Raw genomic sequence first — 25,509 nt, 5'->3', positions numbered from 1 at the left:
AAGTTGGTTTTTTATGCCCGCCTGCCCTTCTGGCAGCCGCCCCTTTCTGGCATCCTGCGCCTCCATTTTTTCCGACCGGGTCCCTGGATGCCTGCCGATGGCAGCTCTTGGACCCAAGTCCCGTCCACTTTCCGGCGCGTGCCCCCGTTGTATCCACGTGCCACTGGCAGGCCTTCCTTCATGAGCGCATCCGAACACTCCCCGCCCCGCTACAAGTCCGACCTGATCTATGGCCTCAACGATCGGCCACACTTCAGCGCGGCGATCTTCGCCGCCCTGCAGCACGTGCTGGCCAGCTTCGTCGGCATCATCAGCCCGACCCTGATCTTCGGCGGCGTGCTGGGCCTTGAAAGCGAATTGCCGTACCTGATCAGCATGGCGCTGTTCGTCTCGGGCCTGGGCACCTTCGTCCAGGCCCGACGCCTGGGCCCCATCGGTTCGGGCCTGCTGTGCGTGCAAGGCACCAGTTTCTCGTTCATCAGCGTGCTGCTCAGCGCCGGTTTCATGGTCAAGGGCCGCGGTGGCGACACCAACGAGATCCTCTCGACCATCTTCGGTATCTGCTTCGTCGCCGCCTTCATCGAGATGTTCCTCAGCCAGTTCATCGGCAAGCTGCGCAAGCTGATCACCCCGGTGGTCACCGGCACCATCATCACCCTGATGGGCCTGTCGCTGATCAAGGTGGCGGTCACCGACATGGCCGGCGGCTATGGCGCCAGCGACCTGGGCGCCGCCAGCAACCTGGGCCTGGCGGCGCTGGTGCTGCTGACCATCGTAGTGTTGAACCGCTTCAACAATCCGATGTTGCGCCTGGGCTCCATCGTCATCGGCCTGACCCTGGGCTTCCTGGTGGCCTGGATGCTGGGCCGGGTGGACATGGCGGCCATGCCCGAAGTGCCCCTGGTGAGTGTGCCGGTGCCGTTCAAGTACGGTTTCTCCTTCGACCTGATCGCCTTCATCCCCCTGGCGGTGATCTTCCTGATCTCGCCACTGGAAGCCGCCGGCGACCTCACGGCCAACTCGATGATTTCCCAGCAGCCGGTCAAGGGCCCGCTGTACATCAAGCGCATCAAGTCCGGCCTGCTGGCCGATGGTTTCAACTCGGCGGTGGCGGCGGTGTTCAACAGCCTGCCGATGGTGACCTTCGCCCAGAACAACGGCGTGATCCAACTCACCGGCGTCGCCAGTCGCTACGTGGCCTACTTCATCGCCGGGCTGCTGGTGCTGCTGGGGCTGTTCCCGGTCATCGGCGCGGTGCTGCAATTGATGCCCAAGCCAGTGCTGGGCGGCGCGACCCTGATCATGTTCGGCACCGTGGCGGTGGCCGGGATCAAGATCCTCGCCGAGGCCGGCCTGCACCGGCGCAACGTGCTGATCGTGGCGATTTCCCTGGGCATGGGCCTGGGCGTGGCGGCGGTGCCCGAGGTGCTGCGCGAACTGCCCAAGGCCTTGCACAACATCTTCGAATCGCCGATCACTGTCGGCGCCTTCTGCGCGATCTTCCTCAATATCTTCCTGCCCGAAGAGTTCCTGGAGCTGGAAGAAGACGAATTCGACCCCGAGGCTGCGACCCTCAAGGTCATGCAGGACCCGGACCGGGACGCCAAGGCGAACTCCTGAGGCGCAACGGCGTCTATCCTGCGTGCGTCAAGCAAGGCCCCCAGGGGCCTTGTGGCAGGCTCGACAATAGCCAGAGCGTCGAGCGCAAGCCGCGTAGCGACGCCGTGGTCATTCACTCCCATCGCCAGTAGGTAGCCCATGCGCAAACTCATTGCCCTGTCCCTGGTCCTGCTCAGCCTGGGCGCCTGTGCCCTGTTGCCCCAGCGCGATCCGCTGGCGATCAACGTGGTCGGCATCGAGCCGCTGCCGAGCCAGGAACTGGAGATGCGCTTCGCCATCAAGCTGCGCTTGCAGAACCCCAACGAGACCCCCATCGACTACAACGGCGTGGCCCTGGACCTGGAGGTCAACGGTCGGCCACTGGCCTCCGGGGTCAGCGACCAGCAAGGGCATATCGGCCGCTACGCCGAGGATATCCTGGTGATACCGGTGAGCGTCTCGGCCTTCTCGGTATTGCGCCAGACCCTGGGCCTGAGCCAGACCCAGAGCCTGGACAACCTGCCCTACGTGCTGCGCGGCAAGCTGGCCGGCGGGCTGTTCGGTACCCAGCGCTTCATCGAGCGCGGGCAGATCAGCCTGGCGAACCCCACCGGCAGCTGGTAGGCCCAGCTAGAACACCGACCAGCCAATACGCTGGCTGAGCAATTCCAGGGCGGCCATGCCCACCAGCGAGTTGCCGGCAGCATTGAGCTCCGGCGACCACACGCACACCGTGAACTGCCCCGGCACCACTGCGACGATCCCGCCACCCACCCCGCTCTTGCCCGGCAAGCCGACCCGATAGGCAAAGTTGCCGGCCTCGTCGTACAGGCCGCTGGTGGCCATGATCGAGTTGACCTGCTGGGTCTGCCGGCGACTCAGGATCTGCTCGCCGCTGTGCTTGCAAAAACCATCGTTGGCCAGGAAGCAGAAGGCCCGGGCCAGGTCGACGCAGCTCATGCGCAAGGCGCAATGGCTGAAGTAGCTGCGCAGCACCGCCTCCACATCGTTGTGGAAGTTGCCGAAGGATTGCATCAGGTAGGCCATGGCCGCGTTGCGCGCGCGGTGCTGGTACTCCGACTCCGCCACCCGGCCGTCCACCAGCACCTGGGGATTGCCGGACAAGCGTCGGACGAAATCACGCATGGACAAGGCCGGCGCCGCGAAGCGCGACTGGTTTATGTCGCAGATCACCAGGGCGCCGGCGTTGATGAAGGGGTTGCGCGGGCGGCCACGCTCGAATTCCAGCTGCACCAGGGAGTTGAACGGCTGTCCTGAGGGCTCGTGCCCCAGGCGCTGCCAGATCGCTTCGCCGGAATGGCCGATGGCCTGCACCAGGCTGAAGACCTTGGAAATGCTCTGCACCGAAAACGCCGTATCGGCATCGCCGGCGCTGAACACCTGGCCATCGTTGCCATAGACGGCGATCCCCAGTTGGTTGGCCGGCACGTCCGCCAGGGCCGGAATGTAGCTGGCGACCCGGCCTTGGCCGATCAGGGGGCGGACTTCATCGAGAATCTGGTTCAACAGCGCTTGCATGGTCTGGCTCATCGTCACGGGCCCCGATACGGCTGCGGGGCCAAGGTCTGCTAGACGCACTTTGTGGCCCGCGCAGCACAGTCCGTTGCACGAATGAATGAAAATGCGATTGATAGTCGATCATTTTCAACAAATAAAATACTGAAGCCCCTGATACAGATCAGCATAAAATCAGCGCTACAGACTAGAATCGCACGCTGCTGCGAGAGAAATCCTGTCATATTCAACTTTAGTCGCAGCACAGCACATCGTTCCTTGCATCGTCGTTACTCGCCGTACCGTCGCGGCGATGCTTTCGCCCTGACGGCATTTGCTCACCGGAGTCCTGCACCCTTGAGAACCTGGCATACGATCGTCGGCGTCCTGCTGATCACCACTTTGACCCTGCTGATGGAAATCCCCAGCCAGACCTGGCTGACGTCCGCCACCCTGAGCCTGGTGCTGGGCAGCGCCGCCCTGGCCTACATGGCCCTGTCCTGCCTGCTGTCGAGCCGCTGGCGCTGGACCGAGCGCTTGTTCGGCGGCCTGGACCGCGTGTACGAGACCCACAAATGGCTGGGCATCTGGGCGCTGGCGTTCGCCAGCTACCACCTGGTGTTCAAGGCCAACCTGGACGAATGGAACAGCGTGCCGATCCTCGAGCTGTCCAAGTACTGGACGCGGCTGGTGCGCCAGTTGAGCTACGTGGCCCTGGGCCTGATCGTCCTCCTGGCCCTGAACCGCAACATTCCCTACAGCCAATGGCGCTGGTGGCACAAGCTGTCCGGACCGCTGTTCCTGGTAGTGATCCTGCACTGGCTGAGCTTCAAGTCGCCCATCGCCCTGGACAACCCGTCAGGCATCTGGCTCGGCCTGCTGTGCGTGCTCGGCGTCCTGGGGGCGCTGTACAAGCTGCTGCTCTACCCGTTCCTGGCCAAGGCCGGCGAATACCAAGTGACCGCCGTGCGCATCGAGCGTAACTCGTTGCATCTGGAACTGATTCCCCACGGCCGCGGCTTTCCCTTCAAGGCCGGACAGTTCGCCTTCCTGGCAATGCAGGAAAAGGGCTTGCGCGAACCCCACCCGTTCACCATCGCTAGTGCCCAGGCCCACGATGGGCGCATCGAGTTCGTGATCCGCGCCCTGGGCGACTACACCCAGCGGCTGCACAAGCAGGTCAAGGTCGGCATGCTGGCCGATATCTACGCCCCTTACGGTCGCTTCAAGCGCCCGCCACAGGCCGCCCGGGAAATCTGGATCGGCGGCGGCGTCGGCATCTCGCCGTTCATTGCCTGGCTGCAGGACCAGGCCGCCGGCCAGCTCGACCGGGCGACCCTGGTGTATTGCTACAACCCCTCCCGGGCCTTCCCCAGCGTCGATGCCTTGCAGGGCATGGCCCAGGCCCGCGGTGTCGGTTTCGTCGCCAACAGCGGCGGCGTCGAGCCCCTGGCCCAGACCCTCAAGCGCGCGGCGGCCGAAACCGACCCGGGGCAGATCCAGGTCAGTTTCTGCGGGCCCAAGGGCCTGTTGGGGCGGGTCCGCGAGCTGATGCACGAATGCCGGATTCCCGAGGCCAACCTGCACTACGAGTTCTTCGAGTTCCGCTGACCCGGCGTGCGGCGCGGCTCATGCAGCGCCACTCGCACCACCAGGGCCGACAGCAAGGTGATCACCACCAGCACCTGCAGTAACTGGCTGAAAGCCCCGGTATACAAGGCCAGCAAGCGTTCGCGGGCGAGCTCCGGCAAGGCGGCCGCGCTGGCCGCCAGGTCGCCTCCGGCCAGTTGCCGGGCCGCCAGCAACGCGCTATCGCCCCGGACCTGCACCTGGCCCAGGGCGTGCTGCAACAGGCCGGCCAGCAAAGCCACCACCAGGGCCAGGGCAATGCCCTCACCCGCCACTCGCGTGGTGCTGAAGATGCCGCTGGCCATGCCCGCCCGCTCCTTGGGTACCACGCTCACCGACAACCCATCCATCAGGCCCCAGGGCAGCCCTGTGCCCAGGCCGATCACCAGCAACGGCCAGGCCCGTTCCAGGGGGGCCTGCCCGACGCTGCCGCAACTGAGCCAGAACAGCCCGCCAGCCGCCACCACCAGGCCCAGGCTCGCCAGCTTGCCGGCGCTGAACCAACGGTTCAGCCAGCCTGCGGCGAAGGGCACCACCAGCATCGGCGCAGACAGGGCGATCATCAGCAGCCCGGCCTCGATCTCGCTGTAGCCTTCCACGCCGATGAAGCGGATCGGCAACAGGATCAGCAGCACCACGTAGCAGTAGCAGGTCGCGATGGGCAGTACCTGGACCCCGATGAAACGCGGGTAGCGAAACAGCGACAGGTCGAGCATCGGCCGCGCCGCCCGACGCTCCACGGCCACGAACACCCACAGCGCCAGCCCGGCCCCCGCCAGCAACGCCAGGACCAGCGGGCTGCCCCACCCGCTTTGCGGGGCTTGCAGGATGCCCCAGGTCAGCAGCACCAGGGCCAGGGTGAAGCTCAAGGTGCCGGGCCAATCCACGCCCCTGGCCTCGGGATCGCGAGACTCGACCATGCGCGGCACGCCACAACCCAGGGACAGGGCCCCGATCAGGGCGCCGGAAACGAAGATCCCGCGCCAGCCGGCATGCTCGATCAACACCCCGGCCAGGATCGGCCCGAAGGCCAGGCCGACTCCGAAGGTGGTGCCCAGCAAACTGAAGGCGCGGGTCCGGCCCGGGCCATCGAACGCTTGGGCCAGGGCCGCCGAACCACCGGCCAGGGCTGCGGCGCCGGCCAGGCCCTGGACGCCGCGCAGCAGGTTGAGCCACAACAACGACGGGGCTAACACCAGGGCCAGGGAAGTCAGGGCGAACAACGCCACGCCAAGGCTGAACAGGCGCTTGCGACCGAATTCGTCGGCCAGGGTACCGGCAGCCATCAGCACGCTGCCAAAGCTGAGCATGAAGGCGTTGGTGGTCCAGCTCAGTTCCAGCGGGCTGCCGCCCAGTTCACGGCCGATGGCCGGGGTCGCCACCGCCACCCCGACAAAGGTCAAGGGCAGCATCAAGGCCGCCAGGCACACCGCCGCAAGCACACCTTGGGCTGCGCGCTCGCCACTGCGGGCCGGCGAGCCCAGGGTCAATTCAAGTTCAGGATTCACGGGCACCTCTACCTCCTGGCAACCAGGGTCAGCTAAAAAATTCATGGTAGGTGTGCCGCAATAGGCGAAAAACAGGGCAGTATTCCGGTCTTTGCGGACAAAAAGGCTCTAATCGAGGTCGCCATGGATAACCTGAACGGCTTGCAAGTGTTTGTCTGCGTGGTCCAGAGCGGCAGCCTGGTAGCTGCCGGCGAGCGCCTGGGGCTCTCCGCCTCGGCGGTGGGCAAGGCCCTGGCCCGCCTGGAACAACGGCTCGGCGTGCGCCTGCTGAACCGCAGTACCCGGCGGATCAGCCTGACCGACGAAGGCACGCTGTTCTATGAACGCGGCCAGCGCATCGTCGACGAGGTACAGGAAGCCGAAGCCGAGCTCGCGCGGATCAGCGACAAACCCCGGGGGCGGCTGCGGGTCAGCCTGCCGGCCATCGGCTATCGCATGCTGCTGCCGATCCTTCCGGAGTTCTCCGCGCGCTACCCGGACATCGAACTGGACCTGGATTTCAACGACCGGATGGTCGACGTGATCGCCGAAGGCCTCGACGCGGTGATCCGCAGTGGCGAGCTGGCGGATTCGCAATTGCGCTCGCGCAGCCTCGGACCGTTCGGTTTCGTGCTGGTCGGCGCTCCGGAGTACTTCGCCCAGCGCGGCGTGCCGCAGGCTCCGCCAGACCTGGAACGGCACGCCTGCCTGCGCTACAGGTTCCCCGCCGGCACCCAGATGCAGGCCTGGCGCCTGCGCTTGCCCGAAGGCGCGCCGCCATTGGTGCTGGGCAAGGCCTTGACCAGCAACAACCTCGAAGCATTGATCCATGCCGCGACCCAGGGCCTGGGCATCGCCTACGTGCCGGAATTCGTGGTCGCCGGAGCCCTGGCCGACGGCAGCCTGGTATCGGTGCTGGACGACTACCAGGGCGAGCGCGGCAAGTTCTCGATCCTCTGGCCTGGCAGTCGACAGCTGCTGCCAAAATTGCGAGTCTTCGTCGACTTCCTCAGCGAACACCTGGTGCTCGGCAAAACCCACAAGGAGCCATGCCCATGACCGGCCACGTACCGCCGCTCACCACCCCGCGCTTGCTGCTGCGGCCCCTGGAACTGGCAGATGCCGGTGCCATCCAGAACCTGTTTCCACAGTGGGAAGTCGTGCGCTACCTCAACGCCAACGTGCCCTGGCCCTACCCGGCCGATGGCGCCTTGAGCTTTGTCCGTGACATGGCCTTGCCGGCCACGGCCCGGGGCGAGGAATGGCACTGGACCATTCGCCTGCGCGAGGAACCTGGGCAAATGATCGGCAGCATCAGCCTGATGCGCGAACCCGATAACAACCGTGGCTTCTGGCTGGCTCCGCAATGGCAGGGCCACGGCTACATGAGCGAGGCCTGCCAAGCGGTGGATCACTACTGGTTCGAGGTCCTGGAACAACCGCTGATGCGGGTGCCCAAGGCCGCCCCCAACCAGGGCTCAAGACGGATATCCGAGCGTGGCGGGATGCGCCTGGTACGTTCCGAGGCCGGGGAGTTCGTCAGCGGCCGTTTTGCCCTGGACATCTGGGAAATTACCCGCGAAGAGTGGCGCCGCCTCGGCCCGCCAGCCTGCGTCAGGTAAAGCGCACGCCAGGGCGCTGACGCTGGTCCACCGTCAGCTCGAACACGTCCGGGCGCGCATAGTGACCCACCACATCGTAGTCATAGCGAGCCTTCACCAGGTCGTCGGTATCGATCTGTGCGCAAATCAACCCGGCACGCCCCACCAGCGGGCCGGCCAGCACATCGCCCATGGGGCCGACGATGACGCTGCCGCCGGCGATCAACGGCCGTTGCGCCGGCCAGTTGGCGATCTGCAGGCCCAGCTCCTCGGGCGAGGCCTGCACCTGGCAGGCGCTGACCACGAAACACCGACCTTCGTGGGCCACGTGACGCATGCTCACCTGCCACATCTCGCGCTCATCCACCGTCGGTGCGCACCAGACCTCGATGCCCTGGGCATACATGGCGGTACGTAGCAGCGGCATCATGTTTTCCCAGCAGATCACCGCGCCGACCCGCCCGACCTGGGTGTCCAGCACCGGCAAGGTGGAACCATCGCCCTTGCCCCAGATCAGCCGTTCGGTACCGGTGGGCATCAGCTTGCGATGCTTGCCCACCAAGCCTTGCTGGGGATCGAAGTACAGCGCAGTGCAATACAGGCTGCTGCCGCTGCGCTCGATCACGCCCAGCACCAGGTTGGCGCCGGTGCGGGCCGAGAGACCGGCCAGGGCCTCGGTCTCCACCCCCGGCACATCGATGGCATTGGCGAAGTAGCGGGCAAAGGCTTCTCGCCCCTCGGGCAGGCGGTAGCCCAATTGGGTGCCGAAGCCCTCGCCCTTGGGATAGCCCCCGAGCAGGGCTTCGGGCATCACCACCAGTTGGGCGCCGGCGTCGATGATGGCGTCCTCGTAGGACAGGATCTGTTCCAGGGTTTCGGCCTTGCCACCTGGCAAGGCGCCGATTTGCAGGGCAGCGACTATGGATCTGGGCATGGGATGACTCCTTCGGCGATCAGGTGTTGCGCATTCTCCTGCCGCCGCCGATCATCGATAAACCCCAATTCAATGCTTAATGATATGAACCATATGAATATCGCCGATATCGATCTCAACTTGCTCAAGGCCTTCGAAGCGCTGCATGACGAATCCAGCGCGAGCCGCGCCGCCCTGCGCCTGGGGGTTACCCAGTCGGCCATGAGCGCAGCCCTGCGGCGGCTGCGCGAGTTGTATGGCGACCAGCTGTTCGTACGAACCGGGCGCGGCCTGGCCCCGACCCTCAAGGCCAACCAGTTGAAGCCGGTGGTCAGCGAGGCCTTGAACAAATGCCGGCAGAGCCTGGCCATGGTCGCGCCAGACAGCGCCGACTATCAGGGCCGGGCGGTCACCGTGGGGTTGTCCGATGACTTCGAGATCGCCTATGGCCGGCAGTTGATCGAGGCCGTGGCCCGGCGCGCGCCCAAGCTGCGGCTGATCTTTCGCCAGACCCACAGCCAGGTGGTCGCCGAAGCGCTATTGCAGCGCAGCGTCGACCTGGCCATCAGCGCCGGCGGGTTCGCCCAGCGCATGCTCAGCCGCCAGGTACTGGGGGAAGGTGACTATCTATGCCTGGCAGATCCGGCGAGCCTGGCTCCCGGGCAGCAGCGGATCGACATCCAGGAGTTCGTCGAACGCGAACACCTGCTGGTGTCGTCGCAAGGGTTCATCGGCATCACCGACGAGGGGCTGGCGAACCTGGGCTTGAGCCGCCAGGTATGCGCCTCGACCACGCATTTTGCCGCGTTGCCATTCCTGCTCAAGGGCAGCCAGGCGGTGGCCACCATCCCGGCCCATGCCGCCCGACGCATCGCCGAGTTCACCGGCCTGCAGTTGCTGCCCTGCCCCCTGGCGCTACCGCGCTATCCCATCGAGCTGGGCTGGCGCACCGCGCCGCAGATCGACCCGTTGCTGGTTAAAGTCCGCGAGGCGATCGTCGAGAGTTTTGCCGTTACTTGCTTGCCGCCATCAGGCGATTGACTTCACTGCGCACCATGTTGGAGTACTCCGGCGGCGACATGCCGTCGAGCTCGGCGCGGACCCACTCCGCCCACTTGCCCTTGCGCTTGCTGCGCTCGCCGAACAGCCGTGCGGCCTCGCTCTTGGCCTTGCCCAGGTTGCTCTGCCACAGCTCGAACAGGCGGGACTTCTCGTCCTCGATGGCGGCGCGCTCGGCCAGGGTCTTGTTAGCCAGGTTGAAGCTCATGGGAAATTCCTGCTGCGTAAAATAGGCGACATCTTACACTGTAGGGGCTGGCGGTTTTACCCGCGAAGGTCGCCGATGGGTAAAACAGCTGCAACTTTTGCCCCGGCGCCAGACTCCATTGCTTGCCAGCCCAGTCTCCCCGCTACCGCCAAGGTCGCGAGCGGCAGAGAACTACAGGCGCTCTGCAAGGGCGCCCATGGCACACTGCACCACTAGGCCACATCGACAAGGAACCACTTCATGGCTCGTAAAACCGCCGCGCAAGCGGACAACGATCAAATCAAGGACCAGGCATTCAGCGAGCTGCAGGCGCTGATCGAGGAATCGGAAAAACTGCTCAAGGGCAGCGCCGCCCTGGTAGGCGAAGAAGGCGAGAGCCTGCGCCGCCAGGTGAGCCAGAAGCTCAAGCAGGCATTGGATTCGGTGAGCAATGTGCGCGAGCGCAGCAAGCCGGTGGTCGACGCCACCGAGCAATACATCGGCGGCCATCCATGGCAGACCGTAGCCATCTCCGCCGGCGTCGGACTGGTGGTCGGCCTGTTGCTGGGCCGGCGTTCCTGAGCGCAGCCTCCCTCTAGGCCAGGCCCCGGCTGCCTGGCCTTCACCTCCCCCGCTTCACTGCTTGCGCGCCAGCTCCCGTAGCTGCTCCAACTGCTGGCAGGCAATAGCGATACCCTTTTCCCCGGACCGCTCGCGTTGCCAGTGACGACGATCCCCCGGCAGGCGCTTGAGACCCACCGCGTGCATCTGCCGCACCAGTTCCTGGCTGCGCTCGGCAAAACCCTGGCCGGCGCCCTTGCCCGGATCGATGACGATCAACAACTGGCCGGTCCGGGGAGTCTTGGCTCCCGGGTGGCGGGACCAATCGAACTCGAACGAGAAGTTGCCACCGGTCAGCCCGGCACAGAGCAGTTCCACCATCATCGACAGCGCCGAACCCTTATGGCCGCCAAAAGGCAGCAGGGCCCCGCCCTCGAGGATCGCCCTGGGATCCTGGGTCGGCTGCCCCAGGCTGTCGACACCGATTCCCGGCGGCAGGCGCTCGCCCTTGGCGGCGGCGATCTGCACGTCGCCGTGGGCGATGGTACTGGTGGCCAGGTCGAAGACGATGGGATGCCCCTGGGCCTGGGGCGCGGCGAAAGCGATCGGATTGGTGCCGAACAGTGGCCGATCGGCGCCATGGGGCACCACGCAGGTCATGCTGTTGACCACGCTCAGGGCCACCAGCCCTTCTTCGGCAAAGGGTTCGACATCCGGCCAGAGCGCGGCGAAGTGATGGGAGTTGCGAATCGCCAACAACGCGATTCCGGCGTGACGGGCCTTGCGCACCAGCAACTCACGACCGGCGGCCAGGGCCGGCTGGGCGAAGCCGTTGGCGGCATCGACCCGGACGAACGCCGGGGCCACGTCTTCCACCACCGGCACTGCCTTGCCATCGACCCAGCCGCTGTCCAGGGTCGAGAGGTAGCCGGGAATACGGAACACGCCATGGCTCTGGGCACCATCGCGCTCGGCCTGGGCGCAGTTCTGGGCCAGGCTGCGGGCCACTTCGGCACTGCATCCATGACGCAGGAGAATGGTCTCCAGCAACTCCACCAGGGCTGGCAGGGACAGGTATTCGCGAGGGGGCTCGGCAACCAGGGACGATGCAGACATCTGAAGCTCCAGTGTAGTTATTGGAGGGGGCTACAGCGCATGACCTGGCGATTAAACAACGGCGGCGCCCGGGCCTGTCAACCGCGGATCGGGATGCCTTGTGCAGCCGCGCACGGATCGATACGGACTATATGGGACGGCGCGACGCCGCAAGATCGACGACATGCAGTGGACGCCGCAGGCTGCGCGGGGCTCGGCAGCCGCAGCAAGAAATCCGCCACTGGCTCGGTGTGCAGCCTCACGGGCCCACCAGCAGCGTCAAGCAAGGATGGGAGGCAAGGTTGCCTCCCGAGCCCAACATCAGTCTTTCTGGTCGCGCAGGATGTTGCCGGAGGTGCCGTCGATGCGGAACTCGTAGACGCTGCCATCGGACTTGCGACCTTCGCCTTCCCAATAGCCGTCGTTATCCGCCTCGATCTTGTAGATAGCCACGTAGCCAGCCTTGGTCTTCGCCGTTTCAATGGCTTTCTCGATGGTGATCCAGCCCGCCTGCGGGTGATCGGCCAGTGCGGCAGAGGCACCGAACAGGGTGGCGCAGGCAAACAGTGCGGCAAAAGTGTGCTTCAGCATGTTCCATCTCCATTTGTAGAAACTTTCGATACACAACGTGTTTTTAGGGTGCGACGGATGAAAATAAGTTCACTTTGATGCTCAATCGCCATGACGACTGTTCTACAAGGCTCGCCCTGGAGGGTAGAATGCGCGAAATCAGGAAGAGTCAATGAGCGAACAGATCCTCTCGGAAGCCGAATACGACGCCATCACCCAAGCTGCCGCCCAATGGTGCATGCGCCTGCATGAACCGGACTGCAGCGATGCCGAGCGCCTGGCTTTCCAGCAATGGCATGACGCCGACCCCTTGCATGCCTTCGAATACGAGGCCATGCGCGAAATCTGGGAGGTGGCCGACCAGTTGCCACCCACCACCCTTGCACCAGCCCCCTTCCAACGTGCCCCACGGCGAGCCTGGCAGCGCTATGGCGCGGCGGCTGCCATCGCCCTGTGCGCCCTGCCCCTGGCCGCCTACAGCGGCTGGGAGCTGGGCTGGCTGCCATCGTCCTACGAGCGCTTCGAAGCCGGCGACAGCCTGCGCAGCGTGACCCTGGCCGATGGCAGCCAGGTCGAGCTGAACCTGGGCAGCAGCCTGGTCTACAGCAACTACAAGGACCAGCGCCGGGTGACCCTGAAACAGGGCGAAGCGTTCTTCAAGGTCAGCCATGACAGCAGCCACCCCTTCGTGGTCAAGGCCGCCAACGGCCAGGTCAAGGTCACGGGCACTCAGTTCAACGTGTGGATGTACGAAGACCAGGTGCGGGTCACCCTGCTCCAGGGATCGGTCCTGGTCAGCAGCAACACCGCCCTGCCCGGCGAAGGCTTCCGCCTGGAGCCAGGCATGCAGGCACGCTACAAGGGTGGCGACTACGAGCCGCAGATCAGCCAGACCTACAGCAACGACAGCTCCCTGGCCTGGCGCAACGGCAAGCTGGTGCTGGACAACCTGTCCCTCACCGAAGCCCTGCCGCTGATCAACCGCTACCTGGAGATACCCGTGCAGGTGGCCGACAGCCACACCGGCCAGATCCGCGTCGGTGGCATCTACGACACGCGCCAGATCAAGAGCCTGCTGACCTCGCTGCCCAAGGTCCTGCCGGTGTACCTGACCCGCAACCGTGACGGCAACCCAGTGATCAACTCGCTGCCGCAGTCCCCGCCAAAAAGCTGAAGGCCGCCCCGTTGCCGGGGCGGCCTTGAATGTTATCCCGCGCTTGAACTCAGCGGTGGGCCAAGGCCACCGGCTCCTTGCGCGCCTCCTCGATCACCTGCACCTGGTACTGGCCATCGGCGCGGATCTGCGCCTCGGTAAAGGGCAGTTCACTCCACTGATTGCGGGCGAAGGCCTCGGTCTGGTCGCGAAAATGCGCCGAGGCCGGATCGCTGGACAGGGAAAACGCCAGCAATCCCCTGGCCCGTGGTCCCTGCTCATCGAAACTGACGATGTTCAAGTAGCTGGTGCCACTGACCACCTCGCGCTTGCCAGCTTCACCGGGCACGCTTTGCATGGCGTTGTAGATCCCCAGGCTCTCCGGCCCGCCGGGCACCGGGGTCGGCTGGCCACCCTGGCTGACCTGCTGGATATCGCCCCAGCGGATATCCTCGGCCAGCCCGGCCTCCTGCACCTGCTGCGCCGAAGCCAGCATCGCCTGGCGTAGCGCCTCGGCCACCGCCGGGCGACCAATGGCCAGCCCGCGCGGAGTGTGCTGCGGGTCCTTGGAGTCGAACGCCACGCGCCAGGCATCAGGCTCCTGCAACATGGCCTGCATGATGCCCTGGAAATGCACGAATCCCAGGCCGGCCTGCAGGCCCGCGCTGCGATCCCAGGTCTTCAAGCTGCGACACAGCGCATCCAGGCGCTGGGCATCCGCCCCCAACGTCCCTGCGCAGAACCGCAACAGATCCGGCATCACTTGGCCTGCCAGGTACACCTGGTCGTCACTGACCAGATGCTGCAAGTCGCTGGGCTGGGCCTGGTGCAGCCGACTCAAGCGATCCAGAGCAAAACGCGCGCGCATTTTCAGAGGCACATCCTGCTGGCTGATGACCGGCGAAAAGCCTTCCAGCGGCTTGGCCGGGTTGACCATCCAGGCCGAGTCGTTGGAGTGCTGCAGATAGTCGTTGCGCGCCAATTGCGGCAATTGGCCGGCGGCGAAGATACCCGGCTGGGCCGCTGCCGGGTCGATGTCCCAGGCGCAGGCCTGGCGCGAGCCGTCGAGGACGATGACCTGGGTGCCCGCCCGTGGATCGCTGCATTGCGCCAGCTTGGCCTGGGTGACGTTGGGCACCACCGACTGGTTCATGTACAACGCCCGGCCCTGGTCATCCACCGCCAAGGTATTGACCCAGGGAATGCCCTGCCAGTGATGCACGCTATCCTGCAGGCCGGAGACGCTGGTGGCCTGGTTCATCGCCGCCCACTGGACCAGCACCCGGGTATTGCCCAGGTTGGCATCGCGCAGGCTGTAGGCATGCTGGCGATCCCAGTCCAGCTCGCCCGGCCACTGCACCACCGGGCCGAATACCGAGCTGTACAAGGTGCGCGAGTGCTCATGCAACTGACCGTCCGCGCCCTTGCCCTGCACCGTCACCACCTGGCGCTCCAGGGGCAGCGAACGACCATCGAGCAGGTAGCGGGTCGGGTCCTTCGGGTCCAGCTGCAAGCGATACAGGGTGAAGTGCTTGGAGGTATCGACCGTGTGGGTCCAGGCCAGGTGCTGGTTGAAGCCGATATTGATCAGCGGCAAGCCAGGCAAGGCCGCTCCCATCACGTCCAGCTGGCCGGGAATGGTCAAGTGCATCTGGTAGAAGCGCATGCCGCCAATCCAGGGGAAGTGCGGGTTGGCCAGCAACATGCCGCGACCGTTGAACGAACGTTCGCTGCCGATGGCCACTGCATTGCTGCCCCGATCCAGGGCAAAGCGTTGCTGGCGCGCGGCCGCCAGCTGCCAGGCCTGCGCCGACAACCCGGCCTGCGCCACGCTCCCCGGTGGCGTAGCGCCAGCCAGGGCCTCGGCGAACTGGCCGGCGCCACCTTCGACCAGCAAGCGCCGGGTCAGCTTCACCAGGTCCGCGGTGGTCAACGGGCGTACCCACTCGCCCTTGCATTGTTCGGGCAGCCCCTGGGCCTGGCGCTCCGCCAGCTGGCGGTTGTAGCCCTCGACATACCCCTGCATGCGCTCGCGCATCGCTACCGGTTGCGCCTGCCAGAATGCCTCCACCGCCTGGGGGGTGTTCAACCAACTGAAAAACACGTCGCTGCCCAGGTTGTCCCGCTGCTCCAGGGTCTGGCCCTCGGGACCGAAGTAGCGTGAGCGCTGGCCGTTGACCGTCAGCACTTCACTGGCCAGCAGGCACAGGTTGTCCTGGGCGTAGGCATAACCGATGCCATAGCCCAGGCCTCGCTCATCGGTTGCACGGATATGCGGTACGCCGAAGCTGGTGCGGCGAATTTCGGCACGGGTCTGCTCCGGCTGGGCCAGCGCCTGGGCGCCGCAACTGAAACTCAGAAACAGGGCTGCAAGGCAAACGTTCGATAACTGCCTGGAAATGATCACGCCGACTCCTGATACGAAAACACAGAACCAGGACTGGAGGGCTGCAAGGAATTGGCAAGATCGCCAGCCTGGGTATCCGGCCGCGCACGAGGGAACCGGCGCCTGCCTGCCATACAGACGAAATCGATGAAAAAAAATTAACCGGCGCAGAGCCCGCCAGCTGGGACCATCACATGTCAGCGACTTGATACCGACAAATTTTCTACATCCAGAGACTCATGATTTGTCGTGCTCGTTCGTCTAGTTACTAGAGCACCCATCATTCTTTTCCTGATCAGGCTCTGATTAAGGAGTTTCTGCATGTACAACCAGCAACTGCCAATGGACGGCAATATCGTGAACAGAACGCCCTCCCTCGACGCCGGCGCCAGCGTCTTCGGCAAGCAAGTCGAGCGCAACAGCAACGACCGGATCAAGCAGATGCTCAAGAGCTTCGGCCTGCGTACCAGCCTGATTCGCCTGAAAGTCATCGACGCCTTGCTGGTAGCGGCCCAGAGCGACCGCTCCCTGGGGGTACGAGGCATCCACAGCCAACTGCTGGAGCTGGATATCCCGTTATCGTTCCTCAGTGTGCGCGAAGTGTTGAAGCGCTTGTGCAGCGAAGGGGTCATCACCCTCAATGCAGACAAGAGCTACAGCCTGCATCAACAGGCTGCAGCGGTACTGGACGGCCTGGCCTGAGGCCGTCCACGGGCTCAGGGCTTGACCTTGCGCCGCATCACGCCGTTGAGCACCACGACGATGACCGCCACGGCGATGGCGATGTACTGGAAGGTCTTTTCATCGATGACGCCGCTGTTCTGCAGGTAGGAAAGGCCAAGCATGATTCCCAGGACCGCCAGGGAAATCAGAATCGAATATTTCAAACGTTGTGATTGAGTCATTGCGGGAATCCTGAAGCTGAAATTGTATCCGCCGTGTATCGAGGCCGATGCCAAGCACATACCCGGATTCGGGGATGCGCGCGGCGAATCGGGGTCATATGTTACAGGCGCAAAGGAGTTTTTTCTTCCTGGTTGCCCTGTCGTGTTCCCCGAGTCCTTGAGGATTGATAAATGTTCCGTCGAATCACCCTGTTGATTCCCCTGCTGGCCATGCTGACCCTGTCAGGCTGCATCATCATGCCCCGCGATGGCTGGCATCACCGCTACCATGACGGCGGCCCGGGCTACTACTACCACCGTTGAGCGACTGCCAGCGCCGAGCCATCCGGCCAGTCCACCGGCCACCACGCATCGCCCACTAGCCACGCCCGGCCTGTCGCGGGCGTTTTGCTGCCTGGGCCCGGCCTTGATTGCGACCACGGATGAGTTCGTCCTGCCGGGCGAACAGCTCCACCAGCCAGTCGACGAACACCCGTATGCGAGTCGAAAGGTGGCGCTGGGGCGGATACAACGCTGTCAACGGCAAGGGCGGTGGCGCATGTTCCGCCAGCACCTCTTGCAAGACACCGGCCTGCAGTTGCCGGGCGGCATGGTAGTACGGGGTCTGGATCAAGCCGTAGCCCGCTTCGCAGGCCGCCAGGTAGCCATCGGCACTGTTGACGGCGACCTGCTTGGGCAGGTTGATCTCATGCAGCTCACCGTCCACCAGGAACTCCAGGCCATAGCGTTTGCCGGAAACCGCCGAGAAGTACTCCACCATCCGATGTCCCTGCAACTGCGCCACGGAGGTCGGAACACCTTGCTCGCGCAAATAGCCGGGGCTGGCGCAAGTCACCTGGGCCATCTGCGCCAGAGGGCGCGCCACCAGGCTTTCGTCCAGTAGCGGACCGCCACGCAAGGCACAGTCCACGCCCTCGCGAATCAGGTCCACCGGGCGGTCATTGAGACCGATCTCCAGTTCGAGCAAGGGATAGCGCGCGGAAAACTCCGGCAGCGCCGGCATCACGATCAGGTGGCCGATACCGGCCGGCATGTCGATCCGCAAGGTGCCCCGGGGATTGTGCCGCCCCTGGGAAAAGGCCGCCTCGGCCTCCTCCAGATCTGCCAGCAGGCGTATGCAACGCTGGTAATAAGCGGCTCCGTCCAGGGTCGGGCTGACCTGGCGGGTGGTGCGGTGCAGCAACTGCACCCCCAGGTGCGCCTCCAACTGCTTGATCAGGATGGTCACCGAGGCCCTGGGCAGTTGCAGGCTATCGGCCGCCCGGGCAAAACCGCCAAGCTCGACGATCCGGGTGAACACGCGCATGGCGTTGAAACGATCCATGGAAAACGCTCTTTATTATTTGGAATATCTTAATAGTGCTAGCGTTTTTAGCCGGTTTATCGCTGTTTTGTCGAGTAGCACAATGAGCGCCTCCCCACTACCACTGGAGTAGCCAGCGATGCACACTCGACAACTGGGCCACAACGGCCCGCAGGTTTCCGCCATTGGCCTGGGCTGCATGGGCATGAGCGATTTCTACACCACCGGCAGCGATTCCCGGGAGTCGATCGCCACCCTGCACCGGGCGCTGGACTTGGGCGTGACCCTGCTGGACACCGCCGACATGTACGGCCCCCACAGCAATGAAGAACTGATCGGCCAGGCCATTCGCGGCAAGCGCGAACAAGTGGTGCTGGCCAGCAAGTTCGGCATTGTCCGTGACCCCGCCAATGCCTCGGCCCGTGGCGTCGATGGTCGCCCGGAATATGTGCGCGCCGCCATCGATGGCAGCCTGCGACGCCTGGGCGTGGATACCCTGGACCTCTACTACCAGCACCGGGTCGACCCACAGGTGCCGATCGAGGAAACCGTCGGCGCCATGGCCGAACTGGTCAAGGCCGGCAAGGTGCGCTACCTGGGCTTGAGCGAAGCCTCGGCGGCGACCCTGGAACGGGCGCACAAGGTCCACCCCATCAGCGCCCTGCAAAGCGAATACTCATTGTGGAGCCGCGACCCCGAGGAAAACGGCTGCCTTGCCACCTGCCAGCGCCTGGGCATCGCTTTCGTTCCCTACAGCCCGCTGGGCCGGGGGTTTCTCACCGGCGCCCTGAAGAGCCCGGACGACTTCGCCGCCGATGATTACCGGCGTTTCAACCCGCGTTTCCAGGGAGAGAACTTCCAGCGCAACCTGCGCCTGGTGGAACAGGTGCAGCAGCTGGCAATACAGAAGGAGGTCAGCGCTGGGCAACTGGCCCTGGCCTGGGTCCTGGCCCAGGGCGAATACCTGATACCCATCCCCGGCACCAAGCAGCGGCGCTATCTGGAGGAGAACGTAGCGGCCCTGGACGTGCGCCTGAGCGCCGATGACCTGGCGTCGCTGGACCGCATCTTCAGCTCGCAAGCCACCGCCGGCACTCGCTACAGCGAAGAGGTGCTGGCCCTGCTGGACCGCTGAAACGACAAGGCCGGGGTCGCTGGAAAGCGCCCCGGCCCTTTTGCGAAACCCGGCTCAGGCCTTGGCGGAGGTGGCGCCGTCTTTGTTGGGTACCGTGGTGCCGTTGCCCTTGCCGTAGTTCTGCAGGCTCTGCAGGACGTAGATGGCCTTCTTGTACTCGGGAATCAGGTAGTTGGCGTACTTGTTGCCCTTGAGGTTGTTGTTCTGGATATCGTCGATCTTCATCGCGAAGTATTCCAGGGCGTTGAAAGGCTCCTCGGGGTTTTTCGGGATGCCGAAACGGTCGAACTTGTCACCGGCATTGAGCAGGTTCAGCGCAGTGACATCGGAGATCAGGCCGTTGTTCTTGAGGAAAGTGCTCATGCCACCCAAGGACTTGATGGTGACATTCGTCGGATCGAAGCCCTTGATCTGCTTGTGCAGCTTCAACTGATCCATCTTGCGCACGTCGAGCACGGTAGCGTTCTGCCCCACCATGGTCAGGATCTGGCGCACCTTGGCGCTCTGCGGGGCTTTCTTGACGTCGCCGCCTCCCTGCAACAGGCCTGCCTTGCTGCTCCAGCCGCCAACGTATCCGATTGCCATACTGCAACTCCTGTAGTCCGGCTTGTCGATTCCCCTGTCCTGCCATCATGGAAACTTCGTAAAGCTCCGGGCAGACCTCTGAAACAGGTCGCAAGCCATGGTGAAACATCTGAATGGGGGCAAGTATCAACGCCGAAACAATTCGCGCCAACGAATTATTTCGGAAATTTACATTTTTTATACATTTCCGACAAATTCGCCAAAAGTCCCTGATTTAAAGGGCCTGGCCTCTATTCAAGGCTACTCTCGGAGCATTTTTGCGGTCCTTGCCGGTTACCGCTCCCGACGTCGCTGGCACTTAGGCAAACTCCTTGCAAACAAAATCGATTTTTCTGGACGAACGTCCTAAAGAGCGCATGTCCAGCGCCGATACCTTCTTAATGCCCTGCATAAGGCGCAGCTCTCCCAAAGAATAAGAAACGCTCGGTAAGGACAGGTCCCATGCCCGCTTTGCGCACGATTCAAGCCCGCTACACGCTCTTTCTGGTCCTGTTCATAGCCGTGATGCTGGTACTCACGGTGTTGGGTATCGGCCAGCTGGTGGCCCCCAAGTTGCGTCAGACCGAAGAACAGGTCGCCCTGGACCGCATCGCCGAAGTGGCGCAACGCATCCAGGGTGAACTGAACAAGGTCCAGGCACAGCAACGCAGCATTACCCAGACCGTCGCCCTGCTCGACAGCGACAGCATCGACCGGGTCTTGCCGGGACTGGTGGACCAGTATGGAGAGCAGAAGGTCTTCGGCGGTGGCATCTGGCCCCTGCCCGGCCAGCGCACTCCAGGGCGCGCCAAGCACAGTACCTTCTGGCACCGCGATGCCTCGGGCCAGCTCAAGGTCAATACCTTCTGGAACAGCGACGCGGCGCCCAACTACTACGACCAGCCCTGGTACAAGGGCGGCATGCGGACCGCCCCGGGCCAATGCGCCTGGGCCGCCGCCTACAAGGACGATGCCAGCGCCGAACCGCGTACCAACTGCGCCATGGCCATCAGCCGCGACGGCGTGCCCTATGGCGTGGCCACCATCGACGTGACCCTGGGCTTCTTCAATGACCTGGTGGCCGCCCAGGAAAAGACCCTGGGCGCGCAGATGCTGATCGTCGAGGCCGACGGCAAGATCATCAGCAACAGTTCGCGGATCAATGGCCCCATCGTCCTGAAGAACATCGCCGAACTGGCCAGCAGCTCGGCCTTCGTCGCCCAGGTGCAGCAGGCCCTGGGCAATCGCGGCAGCGGCCTGCAGCGCCTGGAGTTCGACAACGCCGGGGAACCGAGCACCTTCTTCATGCAGCCTATCGAGGGCACCCCCTGGTTCCTCGCCAGCGCCCTGCCCAACCGCCTGATCACCGCCCAGCGCGACGACGTGCTGAGCACCCTGGGCCTGCTGCAACTGCCCATGGTGATCCTGCTGGTGCTGCTGCAGGTTTATGCCATCGGCCAGCTGGTGCAGCGCATGAAGGCCCTCAAGGCCAACATCGACACCCTGGCCACCGGCGACGCCGACCTGACCCGGCGCATCACCATCCGCGCCGAGGATGAGCTGGGAGCCATCGGCCACTCGGTCAATCGATTCATCATCTATCTGCAGGACATGATCGGCGAGGTGACCCAGGCCGCCGAGGCCATGGCCGGCAGCCTGCAACAACTGCAACGCACCAGCGAGCAAAGCGGACAGATCCTCGCCCGGCACGCCTCGGAAACCGACCAGACCGTCACCGCCATCACCCAGATGAGCTCCACCGCCGACAGCGTGGCGGCCAATGCCGCCGAAACCGCGGCATTCACCCAGCGCGCCAACGAGCATGCCGAGCGTTCGCGAGTGGTGGTGGGCGAAGCGTCCGGCAGCGTGATCGCCCTGATCGACGAAGTGGCCAGCGCCACCCACAAGGTCGAGGCCATGCAGCAAGATGCCCAGCGCATCACCGAGATCCTCGGGGTGATCGGCGCCATCGCCGGACAGACCAACCTGCTGGCGCTCAACGCCGCCATCGAGGCGGCCCGGGCCGGGGAGCAGGGTCGCGGCTTTGCCGTGGTGGCCGACGAAGTACGCGCCTTGGCCGCCCGTACCCAGGCCAGTACCTCGGAAATCAACGAGATGCTCACTCGCCTGACTCAGGGGGTCAGCTCCTCGGTCAGCGCCATGGAAAACACCCAGGCCAGCTGCCAGTCGGCGGCCGATGCCACTGCCCGGGTCAACTCGGGCCTGGATGAAATGGCCGGTTCGGTCAGCCAGATCAACAGCCTGAGCACCCAGATCGCCACCGCCGCCGAGCAACAGAGCGCGGTCACCGAGGAAATCAACCGCAGCATGGTGAGCATCCGACATATGGTCGAGGAACTGCTGCAAAGCGGCCAGGCCAGTGAACACAACACCCAGAGCCTGGTCCAGGCCAACCAGCGGGTCAGTGCCCTGATGGGTCGCTTCAAAGTCCGCTGAATGGTCGAGCGCACTCCCGCCCCAGCGCGGGAGTGCGACTATATTTGCAGCTCCGGCCACAAGGAGGTGCATGCATCATGGGCCAGCACCAGCCCCACCTGACGGGCGAATACATCAGCCAGCAGCGGTACATCGCCGCCAGCATCGATACGGTCTACTACTACCTTTCCCAACCCGACCGCTGGCACGAATGGCATCCCGGGTCCCTGCGCGCCGATACCGGCCTGGGCGGCTCGCTGCCGGCCGGCCACAGGTTCAGCGAAACCATCAACCTGCTGGGCTTGCAGGTGCACCTGAGCTGCCGGGTCCTGTACGCAGTGCTGCCCAGGGAGTTCAAGATCGTGTTCAGCTCCGCGCCCCTGGATGGCATCGTCCACTACCAGTTGCGCAAACAGGGCGACGGCACCCTGCTCAAGCACAGCCTGCAATACTCCACCGACCTCAATCTCGGCGGCTTGCGCTCGCGCATGGAGCGTTGTTGCGAGCAGGCCCTGGACAACCTCAAGCGCCTCCTCGAAGCAGCGCCTGGCTGATCAAGCGCCTGGGCCCGGATACCGCCGACGGTCGGGCCCAACACCCCATCAGCCACGCTGACAAATCTGTAACCTGAACCTCAGCTGGCTGACAGCCAGCGCCGATTAGTCTCTGCCTGAACCTGAATCCCAGGACTGACAGGACTCACCCGGCATGCTTGGCAATCCAACACGACGCAGCTTGATCAAGGGCATGGGCATCGCCGGCGCACTGGCCGGCAGCGGCCTCTGGCACTCCCCCGCCTGGCCCCGGGCCAACCCTGGCCTGCCCCAGGAAATACGCGGTCGACAGTTCGACCTGCATGTCGGCCAGACGCCGGTGAACTTCAGCGGTACCCCGCGCACCGCGATGACCATCAATGGCGGGCTGCCCGGCCCGCTGCTGCGCTGGCGCGAAGGCGATACAGTGAGCATCCGCGTGAACAACCGCCTGGAGGAAGACACCTCGATCCACTGGCACGGCATCCTCCTGCCGGCCAACATGGACGGCGTGCCCGGCCTGAGTTTCGCCGGCATCGCCCCGGGCAGCGTCTACGAGTACCGCTTCCAGGTCCGCCAGCACGGTACCTACTGGTACCACAGCCATTCCGGGCTGCAGGAGCAGGCCGGGGTCTATGGCCCGCTGGTGATCGATCCCCGGGAGCCGGAATCGTTCCAGTACGATCGCGAGCATGTGCTGCTGCTCAGCGACTGGAGCGACCTTGCACCACAGCGCCTGATGCAGATCCTGAAAAAGCAGTCCGGCTACTTCAATTACCACAAGCGCACCTTGGGCGATTTCATCGACGATGCCGGCCGCGATGGCTGGGCCGCGACCCTGGCTGATCGCAAGATGTGGGCCGAAATGAACATGAGCCCCACCGACCTGGCCGACATCAGCGCCGCCAGCTACAGCTACCTGCTCAACGGCCAGACCCCGGGCAGCAACTGGACCGGGCTGTTCAAGCCCGGCGAACGGCTGCGCCTGCGGCTGATCAACGCCTCGGCCATGAGCTACTTCGATGTGCGCATCCCGGGATTGCAGATGACGGTGGTCGCCGCCGACGGCCAGCAGGTGCGCCCGGTCAGCGTCGACGAGTTGCGCATCGCCGTGGCCGAGACCTACGACGTGCTGGTGGAACCCGGCCGCGAGCCGGCTTACACCGTCTTCGCCCAGTCCATGGATCGTACCGGCTATGCCCGTGGCACCCTGGCAGTGAGCCACGGCCTGGGCGCCCTCGTACCGCCCCTGGATCCGCGTCCACTGCTGAGCATGGCCGACATGGGCATGGGCCACGGCGCCATGGCGCCCGCGGGCATGGGGGACAGGCCGGGGATGGGGCACGAGCCGATGGCCGCCATGGACCATGGCGACATGCAGGGCATGGACCACAGCCAGGCCAGCGAGATGGCGCCAATGCAACGCCACCCGGCGTCGGAGCACGGCAATCCGCTGGTGGACATGCAGACCATGAACCCGACGCCAAAACTCGCCGACCCGGGCCTCGGCCTGCGCGATAACGGCCGCAGGGTGCTGACCTACGCCGACTTGCGCAGCATCTTCGAGGATCCCGACGGCCGCGAGCCCAGCCGCACCATCGAGCTGCACCTGACCGGACACATGGAGAAGTTCGCCTGGTCCTTCGATGGCATCAAGTTCAGCGACGCCCAACCCTTGCGCCTGGCTTATGGCGAGCGGGTGCGGATCGTCCTGGTCAACGACACCATGATGACCCACCCCATCCACCTGCACGGCGTATGGAGCGACCTGGAGGACGAACAGGGACGCTTCCAGGTGCGCAAGCACACCATCGACATGCCCCCCGGCACCCGCCGCAGTTATCGGGTCACCGCCGATGCCCTGGGCCGCTGGGCCTATCACTGCCACCTGCTGTACCACATGGAGATGGGCATGTTCCGCGAAGTACGCATCGACCAGGAAGGAAGTCCGTCATGAAGCACCAGCCTGCTGCGCCGTTACCCGGCTTGCTGCTCGGCCTGGGCCTGGTGGCCAGCGCCGCCAATGCCACGCCCGACCCTGTCGGCATGGACCACCGGAGCATGCCCGGCATGGCGCCCGGCGCGATGTCCACCATGGATCACGGCGCCCACGGCCTGGCCCCTACCCCAGCCTGGGAACGCAGCCGGACGCCGATCCCGACGCCTACCGAAGCCGATCGACGCGCAGCCTTTCCCGAGGTGTCAGGCCATGGTGTCCATGACCAGGCGATCAATTCGCTCTGGCTGATCAACCAGCTGGAATACCAGGATGCCGACCGCGGCAGTACCCTGGCCTGGGAAATGAATGCCTGGATCGGTGGCGATATCGAGCGCTTGTGGCTGCGCAGCGAAGGCGAACGCAACGACGGTCGCAGCGAGAAAATCGAGCTCGAGGCGCTCTGGGGCCATGCCATCGGCCCTTGGTGGGACCTGGTCGGCGGTGTGCGCCAGGATTTCAAACCCGCCGCGCCCCAGACCTGGGCCGCCATCGGCCTGCAGGGCATGGCCTTGTACAACTTCGAAAGCCAGGTCACCGCCTACCTCGGCGAAGGCGGCCAGACGGCCCTGCGCCTCAAGGGCGACTATGACATGTTGCTGAGCAACCGCTTGATCCTGCAGCCCACGGTGGAGGTCAACCTCTATGGCCGCAACGATCCGGAACGGCGCCTGGGATCGGGCCTGGCGCAAACCGAAGTCGGGCTGCGCCTGCGCTATGAACTGGATCGCCAGTTCGCCCCCTACCTGGGCGTGACCTGGAACCGCAGCTACGGCAGCAGTGCCGATTACGCCCGTGCCGAAGGCGACAAACCCAGCGAGGCACGCCTGGTACTGGGTGTCCGCCTGTGGTTCTGACCCCGGGTGCCCGCCTGTGTCTTGT

Annotated in this window: 25 protein-coding genes; 15 read left to right on the top strand and 10 right to left on the bottom strand. The window is 64.6% G+C overall.

Annotation, left to right across the window (positions count from 1 at the left end; translation table 11 throughout):
- Positions 1–180 precede the first annotated feature (180 nt).
- Together CAG11_RS19665 and CAG11_RS19660 are read left to right on the top strand one after the other, a co-directional pair.
- On the top strand, positions 181–1,620 hold the full coding sequence (locus CAG11_RS19665; RefSeq protein ID WP_085597532.1) for a nucleobase:cation symporter-2 family protein: 1,440 nt from the start codon (positions 181–183) through the stop codon (positions 1,618–1,620).
- Between the two features lie 138 nt (positions 1,621–1,758).
- The gene (locus CAG11_RS19660) at positions 1,759–2,223 is read left to right on the top strand and encodes an LEA type 2 family protein (protein WP_085597531.1); all 465 of its coding nucleotides are present in this window, start codon (positions 1,759–1,761) and stop codon (positions 2,221–2,223) included.
- Between the two features lie 6 nt (positions 2,224–2,229).
- Here CAG11_RS19660 and glsB read toward each other — a convergent pair whose 3' ends face one another.
- Positions 2,230–3,138: a glutaminase B gene (gene glsB / locus CAG11_RS19655; RefSeq protein ID WP_085597530.1), complete on the bottom strand. Its 909-nt coding sequence runs from the start codon at positions 3,136–3,138 to the stop codon at positions 2,230–2,232.
- A 333-nt stretch (positions 3,139–3,471) separates the two neighbouring features.
- Here glsB and CAG11_RS19650 point away from each other — a divergent pair, with 333 nt between their 5' ends.
- Positions 3,472–4,725 (top strand): ferric reductase-like transmembrane domain-containing protein, encoded by a 1,254-nt coding sequence (locus tag CAG11_RS19650; RefSeq protein WP_085597529.1) that lies wholly within the window; start codon positions 3,472–3,474, stop codon positions 4,723–4,725.
- On the opposite strand, the gene CAG11_RS19645 is transcribed toward CAG11_RS19650, so the two are convergent.
- Positions 4,701–6,251 carry an MFS transporter gene (locus tag CAG11_RS19645; protein WP_085597664.1) on the bottom strand — a complete coding sequence of 517 codons (1,551 nt, stop codon included), beginning with the start codon at positions 6,249–6,251 and terminating at the stop codon, positions 4,701–4,703. The two genes, CAG11_RS19650 and CAG11_RS19645, sit on opposite strands and share 25 nt — an antisense overlap.
- A 123-nt stretch (positions 6,252–6,374) precedes the next feature.
- On the opposite strand from CAG11_RS19645, the gene CAG11_RS19640 reads away from it, so the two are divergent.
- Both CAG11_RS19640 and CAG11_RS19635 read left to right on the top strand, forming a co-directional pair.
- The gene (locus tag CAG11_RS19640) at positions 6,375–7,289 is read left to right on the top strand and encodes a LysR family transcriptional regulator (protein WP_085597528.1); all 915 of its coding nucleotides are present in this window, start codon (positions 6,375–6,377) and stop codon (positions 7,287–7,289) included.
- Positions 7,286–7,852: a GNAT family N-acetyltransferase gene (locus CAG11_RS19635; RefSeq protein ID WP_085597527.1), complete on the top strand. Its 567-nt coding sequence runs from the start codon at positions 7,286–7,288 to the stop codon at positions 7,850–7,852. Before CAG11_RS19640 ends, CAG11_RS19635 begins: the two co-directional genes overlap by 4 nt.
- Here CAG11_RS19635 and CAG11_RS19630 read toward each other — a convergent pair.
- Positions 7,845–8,765, bottom strand: coding sequence for a carbon-nitrogen hydrolase family protein (locus CAG11_RS19630; RefSeq protein ID WP_085597526.1), 921 nt, complete (start codon positions 8,763–8,765; stop codon positions 7,845–7,847). The two genes, CAG11_RS19635 and CAG11_RS19630, sit on opposite strands and share 8 nt — an antisense overlap.
- A gap of 84 nt (positions 8,766–8,849) precedes the next feature.
- On the opposite strand from CAG11_RS19630, the gene CAG11_RS19625 reads away from it, so the two are divergent.
- On the top strand, positions 8,850–9,785 hold the full coding sequence (locus CAG11_RS19625) for a LysR family transcriptional regulator (RefSeq protein ID WP_085597525.1): 936 nt from the start codon (positions 8,850–8,852) through the stop codon (positions 9,783–9,785).
- On the opposite strand, the gene CAG11_RS19620 is transcribed toward CAG11_RS19625, so the two are convergent.
- Positions 9,757–10,011 (bottom strand): hypothetical protein, encoded by a 255-nt coding sequence (locus CAG11_RS19620; protein ID WP_022644285.1) that lies wholly within the window; start codon positions 10,009–10,011, stop codon positions 9,757–9,759. The genes CAG11_RS19625 and CAG11_RS19620 overlap by 29 nt on opposite strands.
- Positions 10,012–10,251: 240 nt before the next feature.
- On the opposite strand from CAG11_RS19620, the gene CAG11_RS19615 reads away from it, so the two are divergent.
- Entirely contained in the window at positions 10,252–10,572 is a 321-nt protein-coding gene (locus CAG11_RS19615; protein ID WP_022644284.1) for a YqjD family protein, read from the top strand.
- Positions 10,573–10,626: 54 nt separating this feature from the next.
- On the opposite strand, the gene CAG11_RS19610 is transcribed toward CAG11_RS19615, so the two are convergent.
- Together CAG11_RS19610 and CAG11_RS19605 are read right to left on the bottom strand one after the other, a co-directional pair.
- A complete protein-coding gene (locus CAG11_RS19610) occupies positions 10,627–11,667 on the bottom strand; it encodes an Ldh family oxidoreductase (protein WP_085597524.1) in 1,041 nt (346 codons plus the stop codon).
- A gap of 300 nt (positions 11,668–11,967) precedes the next feature.
- A complete protein-coding gene (locus CAG11_RS19605) occupies positions 11,968–12,237 on the bottom strand; it encodes a PepSY domain-containing protein (protein WP_022644282.1) in 270 nt (89 codons plus the stop codon).
- A 151-nt stretch (positions 12,238–12,388) separates the two neighbouring features.
- On the opposite strand from CAG11_RS19605, the gene CAG11_RS19600 reads away from it, so the two are divergent.
- On the top strand, positions 12,389–13,390 hold the full coding sequence (locus tag CAG11_RS19600) for a FecR family protein (RefSeq protein ID WP_085597523.1): 1,002 nt from the start codon (positions 12,389–12,391) through the stop codon (positions 13,388–13,390).
- Positions 13,391–13,439: 49 nt separating this feature from the next.
- Here the strand turns inward: CAG11_RS19600 and CAG11_RS19595 are convergent, their stop codons facing one another.
- The gene (locus tag CAG11_RS19595) at positions 13,440–15,776 is read right to left on the bottom strand and encodes an acylase (RefSeq protein WP_085597522.1); all 2,337 of its coding nucleotides are present in this window, start codon (positions 15,774–15,776) and stop codon (positions 13,440–13,442) included.
- 300 nt (positions 15,777–16,076) lie between these two features.
- Here CAG11_RS19595 and CAG11_RS19590 point away from each other — a divergent pair, with 300 nt between their 5' ends.
- Entirely contained in the window at positions 16,077–16,457 is a 381-nt protein-coding gene (locus tag CAG11_RS19590) for a fe2+ zn2+ uptake regulation protein (RefSeq protein WP_085597521.1), read from the top strand.
- Positions 16,458–16,471: 14 nt separating this feature from the next.
- Here the strand turns inward: CAG11_RS19590 and CAG11_RS19585 are convergent, their stop codons facing one another.
- Positions 16,472–16,660, bottom strand: coding sequence for a hypothetical protein (locus tag CAG11_RS19585; protein ID WP_022644278.1), 189 nt, complete (start codon positions 16,658–16,660; stop codon positions 16,472–16,474).
- Between the two features lie 171 nt (positions 16,661–16,831).
- Here CAG11_RS19585 and CAG11_RS34120 point away from each other — a divergent pair, with 171 nt between their 5' ends.
- Positions 16,832–16,963, top strand: coding sequence for a hypothetical protein (locus tag CAG11_RS34120; protein WP_022644277.1), 132 nt, complete (start codon positions 16,832–16,834; stop codon positions 16,961–16,963).
- A gap of 55 nt (positions 16,964–17,018) precedes the next feature.
- Here CAG11_RS34120 and CAG11_RS19580 read toward each other — a convergent pair whose 3' ends face one another.
- Positions 17,019–17,984 carry a LysR family transcriptional regulator gene (locus tag CAG11_RS19580; RefSeq protein ID WP_085597520.1) on the bottom strand — a complete coding sequence of 322 codons (966 nt, stop codon included), beginning with the start codon at positions 17,982–17,984 and terminating at the stop codon, positions 17,019–17,021.
- 118 nt (positions 17,985–18,102) lie between these two features.
- Here CAG11_RS19580 and CAG11_RS19575 point away from each other — a divergent pair, with 118 nt between their 5' ends.
- A complete protein-coding gene (locus tag CAG11_RS19575) occupies positions 18,103–19,098 on the top strand; it encodes an aldo/keto reductase (protein WP_085597519.1) in 996 nt (331 codons plus the stop codon).
- Between the two features lie 54 nt (positions 19,099–19,152).
- Here the strand turns inward: CAG11_RS19575 and CAG11_RS19570 are convergent, their stop codons facing one another.
- Positions 19,153–19,683, bottom strand: a complete 531-nt coding sequence (locus CAG11_RS19570; protein ID WP_022644273.1) for a hypothetical protein — start codon at positions 19,681–19,683, stop codon at positions 19,153–19,155.
- 441 nt (positions 19,684–20,124) lie between these two features.
- Between CAG11_RS19570 and CAG11_RS19565 the strand changes: the two genes are divergently transcribed.
- The 4 genes from CAG11_RS19565 to CAG11_RS19550 all read left to right on the top strand — a co-directional run bounded on the left by CAG11_RS19565 (position 20,125) and on the right by CAG11_RS19550 (position 25,484).
- Positions 20,125–22,119, top strand: coding sequence for a methyl-accepting chemotaxis protein (locus CAG11_RS19565; RefSeq protein ID WP_085597518.1), 1,995 nt, complete (start codon positions 20,125–20,127; stop codon positions 22,117–22,119).
- A gap of 77 nt (positions 22,120–22,196) precedes the next feature.
- Positions 22,197–22,652 (top strand): SRPBCC family protein, encoded by a 456-nt coding sequence (locus CAG11_RS19560; protein ID WP_085597517.1) that lies wholly within the window; start codon positions 22,197–22,199, stop codon positions 22,650–22,652.
- Between the two features lie 154 nt (positions 22,653–22,806).
- Positions 22,807–24,588: a copper resistance system multicopper oxidase gene (locus tag CAG11_RS19555; RefSeq protein WP_085597516.1), complete on the top strand. Its 1,782-nt coding sequence runs from the start codon at positions 22,807–22,809 to the stop codon at positions 24,586–24,588.
- Positions 24,585–25,484, top strand: coding sequence for a copper resistance protein B (locus CAG11_RS19550; RefSeq protein ID WP_085597515.1), 900 nt, complete (start codon positions 24,585–24,587; stop codon positions 25,482–25,484). The genes CAG11_RS19555 and CAG11_RS19550 overlap by 4 nt, the downstream gene beginning before the upstream one ends.
- Positions 25,485–25,509: the final 25 nt, after the last annotated feature.

It is taken from the genome of Pseudomonas sp. B6(2017) (assembly GCF_002112765.1).
In the GTDB taxonomy this organism is placed as follows: Bacteria; Pseudomonadota; Gammaproteobacteria; order Pseudomonadales; family Pseudomonadaceae; genus Aquipseudomonas; species Aquipseudomonas piscis.
This window is presented reverse-complemented; position numbering and strand designations above follow the sequence as displayed.

Excerpts from the sequence above, each read along its gene's own strand:
- CAG11_RS19630 (WP_085597526.1), bottom strand. The coding sequence starts at position 8,765 with ATGCCCAGATCCATAGTCGCTGCCCTGCAAATCGGCGCCTTGCCAGGT.
- CAG11_RS19625 (WP_085597525.1), top strand. The coding sequence starts at position 8,850 with ATGAACCATATGAATATCGCCGATATCGATCTCAACTTGCTCAAGGCC.
- CAG11_RS19590 (WP_085597521.1), top strand. The coding sequence starts at position 16,077 with ATGTACAACCAGCAACTGCCAATGGACGGCAATATCGTGAACAGAACG.
- CAG11_RS19550 (WP_085597515.1), top strand. The coding sequence starts at position 24,585 with ATGAAGCACCAGCCTGCTGCGCCGTTACCCGGCTTGCTGCTCGGCCTG.
- CAG11_RS19660 (WP_085597531.1), top strand. The coding sequence starts at position 1,759 with ATGCGCAAACTCATTGCCCTGTCCCTGGTCCTGCTCAGCCTGGGCGCC.
- CAG11_RS19665 (WP_085597532.1), top strand. The coding sequence starts at position 181 with ATGAGCGCATCCGAACACTCCCCGCCCCGCTACAAGTCCGACCTGATC.
- CAG11_RS19575 (WP_085597519.1), top strand. The coding sequence starts at position 18,103 with ATGCACACTCGACAACTGGGCCACAACGGCCCGCAGGTTTCCGCCATT.
- CAG11_RS19640 (WP_085597528.1), top strand. The coding sequence starts at position 6,375 with ATGGATAACCTGAACGGCTTGCAAGTGTTTGTCTGCGTGGTCCAGAGC.
- CAG11_RS19600 (WP_085597523.1), top strand. The coding sequence starts at position 12,389 with ATGAGCGAACAGATCCTCTCGGAAGCCGAATACGACGCCATCACCCAA.
- CAG11_RS19580 (WP_085597520.1), bottom strand. The coding sequence starts at position 17,984 with ATGGATCGTTTCAACGCCATGCGCGTGTTCACCCGGATCGTCGAGCTT.
- CAG11_RS19615 (WP_022644284.1), top strand. The coding sequence starts at position 10,252 with ATGGCTCGTAAAACCGCCGCGCAAGCGGACAACGATCAAATCAAGGAC.
- CAG11_RS19585 (WP_022644278.1), bottom strand. The coding sequence starts at position 16,660 with ATGACTCAATCACAACGTTTGAAATATTCGATTCTGATTTCCCTGGCG.
- CAG11_RS19610 (WP_085597524.1), bottom strand. The coding sequence starts at position 11,667 with ATGTCTGCATCGTCCCTGGTTGCCGAGCCCCCTCGCGAATACCTGTCC.
- CAG11_RS19620 (WP_022644285.1), bottom strand. The coding sequence starts at position 10,011 with ATGAGCTTCAACCTGGCTAACAAGACCCTGGCCGAGCGCGCCGCCATC.
- CAG11_RS19555 (WP_085597516.1), top strand. The coding sequence starts at position 22,807 with ATGCTTGGCAATCCAACACGACGCAGCTTGATCAAGGGCATGGGCATC.
- CAG11_RS19605 (WP_022644282.1), bottom strand. The coding sequence starts at position 12,237 with ATGCTGAAGCACACTTTTGCCGCACTGTTTGCCTGCGCCACCCTGTTC.
- glsB (WP_085597530.1), bottom strand. The coding sequence starts at position 3,138 with ATGCAAGCGCTGTTGAACCAGATTCTCGATGAAGTCCGCCCCCTGATC.
- CAG11_RS19570 (WP_022644273.1), bottom strand. The coding sequence starts at position 19,683 with ATGGCAATCGGATACGTTGGCGGCTGGAGCAGCAAGGCAGGCCTGTTG.
- CAG11_RS34120 (WP_022644277.1), top strand. The coding sequence starts at position 16,832 with ATGTTCCGTCGAATCACCCTGTTGATTCCCCTGCTGGCCATGCTGACC.
- CAG11_RS19560 (WP_085597517.1), top strand. The coding sequence starts at position 22,197 with ATGGGCCAGCACCAGCCCCACCTGACGGGCGAATACATCAGCCAGCAG.
- CAG11_RS19565 (WP_085597518.1), top strand. The coding sequence starts at position 20,125 with ATGCCCGCTTTGCGCACGATTCAAGCCCGCTACACGCTCTTTCTGGTC.
- CAG11_RS19635 (WP_085597527.1), top strand. The coding sequence starts at position 7,286 with ATGACCGGCCACGTACCGCCGCTCACCACCCCGCGCTTGCTGCTGCGG.